Genomic DNA, 11,812 nt, shown 5'->3' with positions numbered 1-11,812 from the left:
CATATTATGCCCAATAGTTATCTACCTAAAAGCTTTTTACTTTCAACAAAATTAGGTCTGGAAACAGGAGTCTTGTTTGCTTGAGTGACGGATAGTTTTTCTTTTCTATCACTATAAGGGACTTTACCTGGATTTTTCATCATATGATCAATATTAGACTGTTTCAGTCCTGAATAAAACTTTTCATCATTAAAAAAACTATTTTTTTGTGAAATGTAGCCTTCAGATGGTAATACAAAGTCTCCTTCTTTTGCTACAACATTACAAGCAAGATTTACAGATTCTATAAGATATTCACTGAGAATTTTTGAGAAGAATCCTCCCATTATCATAATTGCAAGGGATACACCTAAAATTTTTGGTGCGGCCGCTATCGTTTGTTCTTGAATTTGTGTAACAGCCTGAAGTACACCTACAACAAGTCCTATTCCTGCAGCTACAAGAACGATAGGCATAGATATCATTAACATATTTACAAAACCTCTACCGAGGTGCTCCATTAGTATTTCCAAGGTATACCTCTCTAATTAAAGCTTTGAACTAAACCATTAACAACTAATCCCCATCCATCTACCGCAATAAATATTAGTAGTTTAAATGGTAGGGATATAATAGTTGGTGATAACATAAACATACCCAATGCTAACAGAATATTAGCTACAACGATGTCAAGAACGATAAAAGGTATGAATATAACAAATCCAATTTCAAAAGAAGTTTTTAATTCACTTAATATATAAGCAGGAGCTACTTCAAGAATACTGATATCATCAGGTGTTTTAGGCGGAGCTTTTTTAGCCAATTCAATGAAGAATACCACATCTCTCTGCTGAGTTTGTTTCATCATGAAATTTTTAAGTGGTTTACTTCCCTCTTTTATTGCTAGAGCAAGTGATCCACTCTTTTGATATGGAACAGATCCGGCTTCATACATTTGTGAAAAAACAGGTGCCATAGTATAAAGTGTTAAAATTATCGATAATCCAATTATTACCATGCCTGGAGGCACTTGTTGTGTACCCATAGCTGTCTTTAATATTGAGAAAACAATGACATATCTTAGAAAACTTGTCATACAGACAAATACAAATGGCAAAAGTGAGAAAGCAGACATTACTATGAGTAATTGTATAACCGGATCCAGGTTTTTTAATAATTCATCCATATGAAATACCCCTTAAGGCCTCTGAAAAGTAACATACATGTTTAATTTTTCTATAAACTTTGTCTTAAAAGCTTTTTGATTAATAAAATCACTCTTAAAAATATTTCTTGTAATATTTAATATTGGAATTGCCATATTGAAATCTTGTTTATGCTTATTAAGTCTGTGTTTTTCAGATTCTTCTATTGAAGGTAAATTTTCAGCATCAAGTTTTGTTAGAAAATGGCTGCCTTCGGTATCTGTTGAAACTAAGAATCTTTCTGTTCCAGCTTTTACAACATACAGATTTTTTCGTGGCTCAAGATTTAAGCATGTTTCAACGCTTAAAAACTTATTTTTAGGGCTTGAATAGGGCCCGGAAATTAAACTTTTTTTAGCAATTATAAAGCCAATAAGTATAATTCCAATCATAGCTAGTGTATATACAGTAAAACTAAGTATATAACCTGTCATTTATTTCCTCCTTTATAAATCTTCTTCAATTTCAAAATCACTGTAGTCAAATTCATCTTCTACAGGGGTTTCTTCTTCCTCAAACTTATCTTCATATAGATTTTGATTAGGCTGTTGATGATTATTTATGGCGGCTTCTTTTACGGCAATTTCTTGTTCTTGCTTGTTTTCGTGGAATACTTTAGTTATTTTAACCCCATATTTATCTTCTATAATTACAAGTTCTCCAGTAGCAATCTTTTCGCCATCAACATGCATAGTTATTTCGTTTTGAACTATAGATGCTATATCTATTACAAGTCCTTCAGTTATTTGTCTGAGTTCTCCAAGTGACATCTTGATTTTCTGAAACTCAGCACTAACTTCTACTTGCAAGTTATCCCATATATTTTTTGTAGGGGAATTCGCTTCATTCATTGCTGATTTGCCTCCCATTGTCTTTCCAACATTGATTACGAGCCTGGGATCAGGATTAACGCTAAACGTTACTTCTTCATCACCTCTGATTGTCATAAAATGCAAATTACTTTTTTCAAGTATTACAATATCTTCCGGTTCTAATTGTTTCAAGTCTTCAAGGGTGATTTTAGACTTTCCTACAAATACGTCTGCCCTTGTGCAACTTTCTTGAAACTGTAGAATATCTATCGGATTTTGGGGGAATGGTAGCAGTTCTGGTTCTTTAAGCGCATATTCAGGAAGTGAGATTATTACTTTTCCGGCTTCTTCCTGTCCCGATAGGTCTGAATATACAAAAAAAGTTAAATATATGAGTTTTTTTCGTGTTCCTTCCAGATTTTGAATTTCATCAAGTTCTCTTTTATCTTTAAAAGCTTCAGCAGTTTTTTGGAATAAAAATTCGTTATAACCTGTTAATATTTGTGCTTCAAGCTCAGTAATTTTTTTAAGGGTTAAGGTTTGTTTGTCACCTTCTTTTTTACCAAAAGCATTATCAAGAATTGTTTGGACTGTAATATTAGACGTTTTAATATATAAAGGACAATCCCAGGTTAAATCAATCTGCGTTACAAAGTAGTCATTGCCCTTCCAGATCATAAGTGGTTTGTCAGTTATTGCAAATAGATAGTAGTAAAGATTGGTCTGTAAGAATTTTGCGCTTGCTTCAGTTAATCTACTAGAAAAGCTTTTGTCAAACCAATGAAAACGACGATTTAAACCACTACAGATTCCCATGTCTTTATCTGTAGTGATTAAGCTTTTTTTTGAATGTGACAGAGGAGTCACTCCCTAACTTCCTCCCCGTTTGAGTTTTTAAAGTCAAAAAACACGTATTGCTACGGCACCTCTAAGATAAAGGTTTTCAATCTTTTAGGCATCAACTATATACTGTATTTCTTCTGGAAAATTTGTTATTAATTCAGGGAAAGCATTAATGATTTTAGTAATTTTTTATGCAAAATCAAGGATAAAAATTTTTATCCTTAAGTTATTAGAGTTTAAAAAGATAATTTAAACTCTGAAAACCTATAAAATTGTTGAATATAATGATTGTTGAAAACTATTAGAAAATTTTTTAATAATTAGTTTTAAAAATTGTGAGGGCTTTTTCTACAAAAGTTTTTATGTTTTTATAATTAAATAGTTAAAAGATAGGTTAATACTATGGAAAAGCTACTATTTGGCACAGCTGGTATACCGATTAGCACTGAACCCAGGACTTATCCTAACGCTTTAAATCAGATAATTAGTCTGAATCTTGGCTGTATGGAAATGGAATTTGTCCGTGGCGTAAACATGAATGCCAAGGCTCAGGGAGAAGTTAGAAAACTCAGAAAATCCCTCGATTTAGTTTTGAGCGCTCATGGCCCTTATTATGTTAATTTAAACGCTCAGGAACAGGATAAAGTCGATGCAAGTATTAAGAGAATTCTTGACACTGCAAGGGTTACACATGCCTGTGGAGGATATAGTATAACTTTTCATGCTGCTTACTATATGGGGCAGGACAAGAAAGAGGTTCATAATATTGTAATATCCAGAATGAGAGAGATAGTTAAAACTTTAAAATCTGAAAATATAAAAATATGGGTACGTCCTGAAACCACAGGTAAAGGTGTTCAGTGGGGAGATCTCGATGAAATCATAAGCTTATCAAAAGAAGTTGATATGGTGCTGCCTTGCGTTGATTTTTCTCACTTACATGCCAGATCCGTAGGGCAGTATAATACTTATGATGAATTTGCCAATATATTTGAAAAAATAGGAAATGAAATAGGCGAGTACGCTCTTCAAAATTTTCATGCTCATATAGCAGGAATTGAGTATGGTCCAAAGGGTGAAAAAAACCATCTTTTACTGCAGGAATCTGATTTTAACTATAAAGATTTAATGAAAGCCTTTAAGGACTTCAATGTAAAAGGCATAGTGATATGTGAAAGCCCTAATCTTGAAGGCGATGCCCTATTACTCCAGAATGAGTATTTATCGTTACTTTAAAAAGAAGCTTTTTAAGTAGATAATAATGAGTGTGAAAGTTAATTTACAAATTTCAGAGTAAAAAAATGGCTTATAAAGATTTAAGAGAATTTATACAAAGGTTAAGAGAAGGGAATGAACTTTTAGAAATAGATATTCCTGTGAGTTCTAATCTTGAGATTACTGAGATTACTGATAGAGCTAGTAAAAATAAAGATTTTCCCAATAAAGCGTTATTGTTTAATAATGTTGAAGGGTATGATATTCCTGTTTTAACTAATGCCTTTGGCTCTTTTAATAGAATGAATTTGTCTTTGGGCGTCAATAATATAAGAGAAATCGCTTCAAGAATTGAAAATCTTATAAAACCCGAAATTCCTGACAGCTTATTCGGAAAAGCTTCTATGCTTCCAAAATTAATGGAAGTTGGTACAATTTTCCCTCAAATAGTTAATAGTGCCCCATGTCAGGAAGTGGTTGTAACTGATTTAAATCAGCCGATTCTTGATAAATTGCCAATTTTAAAATGCTGGCCGGAAGATGGCGGAGAGTTTATTACCCTTCCCCTTGTTATTACTAAAAATCCTGTTACAGGAACCAGAAATATGGGCATGTACAGGTTACAAAAGTATGATAATACAAGTACCGGGATGCACTGGCATAAGCATCACGATGGTGCAAAGAATTTTGAGGAAGCAAAAAGATTAGGAAAGAAATTTGAAGTAGCTGTTGCTCTGGGCTGTGATCCAGCTATTACTTATGCAGCAACAGCACCATTACCCCCGGGAATTGATGAGATGATTTTTGCGGGATTTTTAAGAAAAAAACCTGTGAAGCTTGTTAAGTGTAAAACCGTTGATTTAGAAGTCCCTGCTGATGCTGAAATTATTCTTGAAGGTTATATAGATCCAGATGAGTTAAAGTTAGAAGGTCCATTTGGAGATCATACGGGCTATTATAGCCTTGCTGATATGTATCCGGTTTTCCATATTACAGCAATGACAAATAGAAAAAATCCGATTTATCCTGCAACAATTGTAGGCAAACCCCCACAGGAAGATTGCTATATGGGAAAAGCTACCGAGCAGATATTTTTACCTCTTTTAAAGCAGATTTTGCCTGAAGTGGTTGATATGAACCTGCCCATAGAAGGAGTTTTTCATAATTGTGCAATTTTAAGTATAAATAAACGTTATCCTGGCCATTCCAATAAAGTTATATCTGCCATTTGGGGTTTTGGCCAAATTATGTTTACAAAATTTGTTATAGTAGTTGACGCTGATGTAAATGTCCATGACTTATCAGAAGTCACCTGGAAGGTTTTCAACAATGTAGATCCGGCAAGAGATTGCATAATAACAAAAGGTCCTGTTGATGTTCTTGATCACGCTTCAGAATTACATGGTTTTGGCGGTAAAATGGGTATAGATGCAACCAAAAAGTGGCCAAGTGAAGGATTTACCCGTGACTGGCCTGATGAAATTATTATGAGTGAAGATATTAAGAAAAAAGTGGACGCTAAGTTACTGGATTATCTTAAGCTAGAAAAATCCTAATAATCGAGCAATAAAAAATGCGTAAGTATTTTTTATTGCTCGATTATTTGCTAGTTATAAGAAGTGCCAGAGGCACATATATAAGTGTTGAAATAGTTAAGGACTTTAATAGTGTGACTCAGTCACCTACAAAAATAACCAAAGATAGAATGAGCTTGTAATTTCAAAAACTCGTCGTTTTCGAAATTGTAAGCTCCCCCTTCGCTCATCAAAATCCATAAGTATTTTTTACGCTGTCCTTAAGCTTCAAGATACCCTTTCCTTTGGTGCTAATGAAATAAGGGTACTGAATACTTTTAACTTGAATAAACCTTTTTAAAAGCCTTTCTGGCTTCTTCACGATCATCAAAATGAATAGTTTCATTTTTTAGAATTTGATAATCTTCATGCCCTTTGCCAGCAAGTACAATAACATCATCTTTACCAGCATTTTTTATCGCAAGCTCAATAGCAGATCTTCTGTCTATTTCAACCTGAACTTTATCAGAATTTAATGATTTAATACCTGTTAAAATATCAGTGATGATTTGCTGAGGATCTTCTGATCTAGGATTATCAGAGGTAATTATGACAACATCTGCTATGTTTTCTGCAATACCACCCATCTTAGGACGTTTTGTCGCATCTCTATCACCACCACAGCCAAATAAACATATTAATCTTCCGTTTTGGGGAACTACTTTTTTTGCTGCATTTAATACATTAGCTAAACCATCAGGTGTATGAGCATAATCAACGATTATAAGAGGTTCTCTTATAACTACCTCAAACCTGCCAGCTACACTTTTTGTTAATTCAAGAGCTCTTACGCAAGTATCAAGCTCTATCCCTTCTCCTATACCAATAGCAAGGGCAGCAAGAGCATTATATACACTAAATTGTCCTGTCATTTGAAGATTAATTGTTTTATTTCCAATTGGAGTTATGCAGTCAAACTTTGACCCATAAACAGAATATTCTATATTTTTAGCTATAATATCGGCTTGATTTTCAATGCCATAGGTTATAATTCTTACTTTATCAGGGGTAGCCTGTATGAATCTTTCTGCATTACTGTCATCTTTATTGATTACAGCATATTTATTATTTTCTTTACTGTCTTTTAAAGCAATAAAGAGCTTGCTTTTAGCTTTAAAATAATTATCCATAGTAATGTGATAATCAAGATGGTCCTGTGTAAGGTTAGTTAAAGCTGCTGCATCAAATAAACAACCACCAACCCTATGTTGTTCAAGAGCATGGGAGCTAACCTCCATTACCACATGCTTAATGCCACTATCAAGCATATTTCTAAAGGCCTCATGAAGCTCTGGGGATTGAGGAGTTGTATGCTTTGTCGAAACATACTCATCTTTTGAAGACAATCTTTGCCCGAGGGTTCCTATTAATCCACATTCTATACCTGCCTGTTCAAAGATATTCTCAACGAGGTGGGTAACAGTAGTTTTTCCATTAGTACCTGTTACACCTATTAATCTTAGTTTTTCTGAAGGAAAACCATAAAATACTGAAGATATTTGAGCAAGAACTAACTGTGTATCTTTAACTATAAGGACAGGGATATTAATTCCTTCTACTGTCTTTTGAGTTACTATTGCTGATGCACCTTTTTCCTGTGCATTAATAGCAAAAGCATGCCCGTCAACGTGTTCGCCAACAAGACAAACAAAAATATCATCTTTCTTTGTGGTTTTTGAGTTATATGAAATTCCTTTAATCTCTATATTTTTAAGTTCATTAGAATTAATAATCTGTTCAGGCTCTATATGTTCAACAACTTGACTTAGTTTCAATTTAAATCTTCTCCTTGTCTTTTACATTTAACCCTGGTGCGTCTGGCTCAAGATTTAATATTCTTACTACCTCAACAGCTACATTATTAAAAATAGGACCTGCAACTGTACTTCCCCACATTTCAACACCTTTTGGATTATCAACCACAACCATTATTAATACTTGTGGATTTTTAGCAGGAAAATAACCTGCAAATGAGGTAAAAACTTGATTTGGTATATAACCAGGGCCATTAGGGTTAGGTTTTCTTGAAGTACCTGTTTTACCTGCTACCCGAAAATTTGGAATTTTACCCGCTTTGGATTCAGAAGCATCAATACTGCTTGAAAGTAATTCTGTCATCAATTTCGATGTTTCAGGCGATAAAACTTTCCTTTTTTCTATCCTTTTTTCATATTCTTCTTTACTATATTTTATAACATGCGGTGTTACCCATATTCCATTATTTGCAATAGCAGCAACAGCAGCAGCTACTTGAATAGGAGTACTTGCAATACTGTAGCCAAATCCAATCGTAGCCTGTCTTACGGTATCCCAAGTATCTACTTCCGGTAAAATTCCTGCCGATTCCCCGGGAAGATCTACTTTTGTCTTGGATCCTATTCCAAAAAGCCTTAACATCCTATAATGCTCATTAGGAGGTATTTTTAGGGCAACCTTTACACTTCCAACGTTACTACTATGTTCAAAAAGGTATTTTAAATCAATTGAACCAGGAGCTCCTTTTTTGTTGTAATCATAATTAACGATATCCCAACCTTGAATTTTAATTTTTCCAGTATCGTGAAATCTCTCATTTTTAGTTATAGAACCTGTTTCAAGAGCTGAAGCTATTGTAACAATTTTGAAAGTTGAACCTGGAGGATAAACATCACTCAAAACCCAATTTTTAACAACGGATGCATCAACTTTATTATATTCATTCGGATTATAACTTGGTAAAACTGCAAATGCTAAAATTTCCCCATTTTTAGGATTAAGGACTATTACCGTTCCTCTATCAGCTCTTGTTTTTTGCATCATTTTTAACAATTCAGTTTCAGCAACATGTTGAATTGAGGAATCTATTGTTAAAACCAGCTTTTCACCTGTAAGTGGAGCAGTAGCAAAAGCAGGGTCAGTATTAATATCATAAATCACGTCACCCTTACCGGTATATTCTACAGGTTTAATTTCAGGAAGTGACTCTAAACCGTGTGATCCTGTTCTTTCTACTCCGGCAGACAGATTTGCATCAAGATTAACATAACCTAATATATGAGAAGCCAGGTTCCCCTGGGGATAAACTCTATCATTTTTTTTAACAAGATCAAGACCTCTTATTTTAAGCTTTTTTATCTTAAGTGCATCATTTCTATTTATACTTTTAGCCAAAGTTATTGTTGAAGCATCCATCTGACTTAATTTTTTGAATAAATCATTCTTTGGCTGTTTTAAATAAGGAGCCAGTTGAGAAGCTATTCTTATAGGACTTTCTGAATAATAGTGGGGATGAGCATATATATCATATAAAGTTGTATCACTTGCAAGCCTTATCCCATTTCTATCAACAATTTCTCCTCGAAAGGAAAATGTTCTGGCAGGCTGCCTCATGTGTTTAGCTTTTTCTGTTAACTGTTGAGAATCAATAACTTGCAATTGTATAAGCTTTAAAATAATTGCACTGGCAAACAAAAAAAACATAACCTGGAGCAAAGTAGCAAACAGGTTATATTTTCTTGGCTTAATTTTAAACTTGGAAAGCATATTAATATCCTGAAACAGGTTGTATTTCTATATTATTTCTACTTTTCTCTATAACAGGAATTGTATTTACACTTTTAACTTCCATTATAGCATCAGGCTTTTTAAGGAAATTAACCTTTGCAACCTTATTATTTATTGTATAAAAAGACTTTGAATAGTCAACTTTATTTTGTAATTCAATATTTTCAAAGTTTACTTCATTAGTTTTAGTATGGATTGAAGAAAGAGCATTTTCTTTTGCAACGACCATTGAATAACTAACCATAGAGATTAATATTGATATAACAAGCATAAAGCTCAAGAAACGATTAAATCTAAATAATGATACTTCCCTAAAACTATCATATTTAGGAAAATCTCCTTGGACTATAGCATTTTGGGCATCATATTGCCTATCTTTTTTATATGAATTAACTTTTACTGACGATACCATTGTTTTCTCGACTCCGTATCATACTCTCTCAGCCACTCGCATTTTTGCACTCCTAGAAGGAGGATTTCTTTTTATCTCTTCTTGAGATGCAGTTATAGGTTTTTTTGTGAGTATTTTTAACTTTTTTGGTTCACACGTACATATTAATTGTTCTGGTAGACATACACAATTAGAACTGTAATACTTAAATAAATTTTTTACAAGTCTATCTTCCAAAGAATGAAAACTTATTACGACTATTCTAGCATTTTTTTCTAATAAAGGAATCACCTCTTTTAATGACTTCTCAATGTTATCTAACTCATTGTTAACTGCAATTCTTAAAGCTTGAAAAACACGAGTTGCCGGATGGATCTTATAACTTGATACAGGAACAGCTGACTTTATAAGATTAGCAAGTTCTACAGTTGTTTTTATAGGTTGTTTGTGACGTTTTTCAACAATCTTCCTGGCAATTCTTTTCGAAAATCTTTCTTCACCATAATTACTGAAAATCCTTACCAATTCTTGCTCAGAAAAAGAATTAACAATGTCATAAGCACTAACAGGGTTATCCGGATTAAATCTCATGTCTAAAGGAGCTTCTTTAGAGAAACTAAACCCTCTTTCACCTGTAGTAAGCTGATAATATGAGGCTCCAAGGTCAAGCAAAATTCCACCTGTAATTTTTTTAATATTAAGGGATTTTAATATTTCTGGAATATTAACATAACTTGATCTTAATATTGTTACAGTATCTTTCCATTGAGCCAAATTTTTCTCAGCAGCAACAATTGCATCAGGATCTACATCAAAAGAAATTAGTCTACCATCAGGGTAAATCCTTTTTGCAATTTCCTTTGAATGTCCGCCGCCGCCAAGAGTTCCATCTATGTATAGTAAACCATTACGACAGTTAAGCCACTCTACAGCTTCTTCTAATAAGACAGGTTCATGAATAAATTCTGCCAATTCTTCTCTTTCTAAGATTAGTATATAAATCAACTCCTAAATATATCTTTTAGAAATATTAAACGAGTCTAACCATCCTTAACTTGCTGATACAGATTGCCTGTAACATGACATGATCAGTATTTTTAGAAAAAAAATCAATAGATTTCCAATAATTTATTACACTTTTTAGCATAATTTATCTAAATAAGAATATGTTATCTTATTTTCTAAAATTTAGAGATAATATTCTGTCAATTTTGAGTCTAATCCGTGCACTGTCATCCCGAAGCATTAAGTAGGGCTAATATTTCAAGTATCGTAGATATTCGGGATCTTTCCAGACAGCTATTAATGCTAAAAAAGTATACTGGCAAGATGCTGAGATTATAACTTAGAAGCTGTCTTGTTAAAGTTGAATCGTCTTGCCAAGCAAGCCGCTTGCAACTTTAACCGCAGTCCAAAAGACGAGCCTGTAATTATATCATAGCCTGATTTTTATATTTTTAGTCAGACAGGCTCTTAGTATTGACGCTTTATGCTTCAGCATGACAATCTCTTTAATTTTTACTACTACACAAAATTTAAGTTTTAGTGGTAATCTCAAAATAGAATAATATACAATTTCATAAAAATAAAAAGGTAAATAAATTATGCTGGATCATTATAAAACATCAAAAGGACTTCATTTAAACTATGAAATAATCTCTGATTTTATAGAATCCGGGTCAAAAGTGTTAGATCTTGGCTGTGGCGCTGGAGAACTTCTAAATTTTTTAAAAGACAAGAATGTTAACGGCAGAGGTATAGAGATTGATGAGGAAAATGTTGTTAGCTGCATCGAAAAAGGCCTCTCTGTTTTTCAGGGAGATATCGATGAAGGATTGAAAGAATTTGAAGATAAATCTTTTGACTATGTTATTTTAAATCAAACTCTTCAAATGACTCATAAACCTGATTATGTAATACAAGAAATGCTAAGAATTGGGGAAAAAGTAGTAATCAGCTTTCCAAACTTTGCTTATTGGAGAGTAAGATTTCAATTATTCTTCCGAGGAAGAATGCCAAAATCCAGCATTTTGCCATTTGAATGGTACAACACTCCAAACATTCACTTATTAACAATAGAAGATTTTAAAGAATACAGCAGAAAAAGGAATATAACAATTCTTGATGAGATTTACACGACTAGAGCTGCATTAAAAGAGAATTATATATATAAATTATTTTCCAATTTTCTTGCAGAAGAAGTAATGTTCGTTATATCAAAATCTAATTAACTCGAAATGCTAAATAATT

At 33.1% G+C, this 11,812-nt stretch carries 11 protein-coding genes; 3 read left to right on the top strand and 8 right to left on the bottom strand.

The genetic code is table 11. From position 1 onward, the window contains the following. Positions 1-17: 17 nt before the first annotated feature. Genes A2255_04965 through A2255_04950 form a run of 4 tightly spaced genes read right to left on the bottom strand, consistent with a single transcriptional unit; the run spans position 18 to position 2,863 of the window. The gene (locus tag A2255_04965; protein OGI21697.1) at positions 18-500 is read right to left on the bottom strand and encodes a hypothetical protein; all 483 of its coding nucleotides are present in this window, start codon (positions 498-500) and stop codon (positions 18-20) included. A gap of 23 nt (positions 501-523) precedes the next feature. After that, positions 524-1,165, bottom strand: coding sequence for a flagellar biosynthetic protein FliP (locus A2255_04960; GenBank protein ID OGI21696.1), 642 nt, complete (start codon positions 1,163-1,165; stop codon positions 524-526). A 12-nt stretch (positions 1,166-1,177) separates the two neighbouring features. After that, entirely contained in the window at positions 1,178-1,618 is a 441-nt protein-coding gene (locus A2255_04955) for a hypothetical protein (protein ID OGI21695.1), read from the bottom strand. A 12-nt stretch (positions 1,619-1,630) separates the two neighbouring features. Further along, a complete protein-coding gene (locus A2255_04950) occupies positions 1,631-2,863 on the bottom strand; it encodes a hypothetical protein (protein OGI21694.1) in 1,233 nt (410 codons plus the stop codon). 378 nt (positions 2,864-3,241) lie between these two features. Here A2255_04950 and A2255_04945 point away from each other — a divergent pair, with 378 nt between their 5' ends. Then, entirely contained in the window at positions 3,242-4,075 is an 834-nt protein-coding gene (locus A2255_04945) for a hypothetical protein (GenBank protein ID OGI21693.1), read from the top strand. A gap of 65 nt (positions 4,076-4,140) precedes the next feature. Next, entirely contained in the window at positions 4,141-5,610 is a 1,470-nt protein-coding gene (locus A2255_04940; protein ID OGI21692.1) for a menaquinone biosynthesis decarboxylase, read from the top strand. Between the two features lie 296 nt (positions 5,611-5,906). Here A2255_04940 and A2255_04935 read toward each other — a convergent pair whose 3' ends face one another. From A2255_04935 to A2255_04920, 4 genes are read right to left on the bottom strand one after another with little or no spacing between them, the layout of a single operon-like run. Continuing rightward, on the bottom strand, positions 5,907-7,403 hold the full coding sequence (locus A2255_04935) for a UDP-N-acetylmuramoyl-L-alanyl-D-glutamate--2,6-diaminopimelate ligase (protein OGI21691.1): 1,497 nt from the start codon (positions 7,401-7,403) through the stop codon (positions 5,907-5,909). 1 nt (position 7,404) lies between these two features. After that, complete coding sequence (locus A2255_04930; GenBank protein OGI21690.1) at positions 7,405-9,150, bottom strand: hypothetical protein; 1,746 nt, start codon at positions 9,148-9,150, stop codon at positions 7,405-7,407. Between the two features lies 1 nt (position 9,151). Beyond that, on the bottom strand, positions 9,152-9,583 hold the full coding sequence (locus A2255_04925; GenBank protein ID OGI21689.1) for a hypothetical protein: 432 nt from the start codon (positions 9,581-9,583) through the stop codon (positions 9,152-9,154). A gap of 18 nt (positions 9,584-9,601) precedes the next feature. Continuing rightward, positions 9,602-10,534, bottom strand: a complete 933-nt coding sequence (locus A2255_04920; GenBank protein OGI21688.1) for a 16S rRNA (cytosine(1402)-N(4))-methyltransferase — start codon at positions 10,532-10,534, stop codon at positions 9,602-9,604. 632 nt (positions 10,535-11,166) lie between these two features. Between A2255_04920 and A2255_04915 the strand changes: the two genes are divergently transcribed. Beyond that, a complete protein-coding gene (locus A2255_04915; GenBank protein OGI21687.1) occupies positions 11,167-11,793 on the top strand; it encodes a methionine biosynthesis protein MetW in 627 nt (208 codons plus the stop codon). Positions 11,794-11,812 lie beyond the last annotated feature (19 nt).

It is taken from the genome of Candidatus Melainabacteria bacterium RIFOXYA2_FULL_32_9 (assembly GCA_001784615.1).
Taxonomy (GTDB): domain Bacteria; phylum Cyanobacteriota; class Vampirovibrionia; order Gastranaerophilales; family UBA9579; genus UBA9579.
This window is presented reverse-complemented; position numbering and strand designations above follow the sequence as displayed.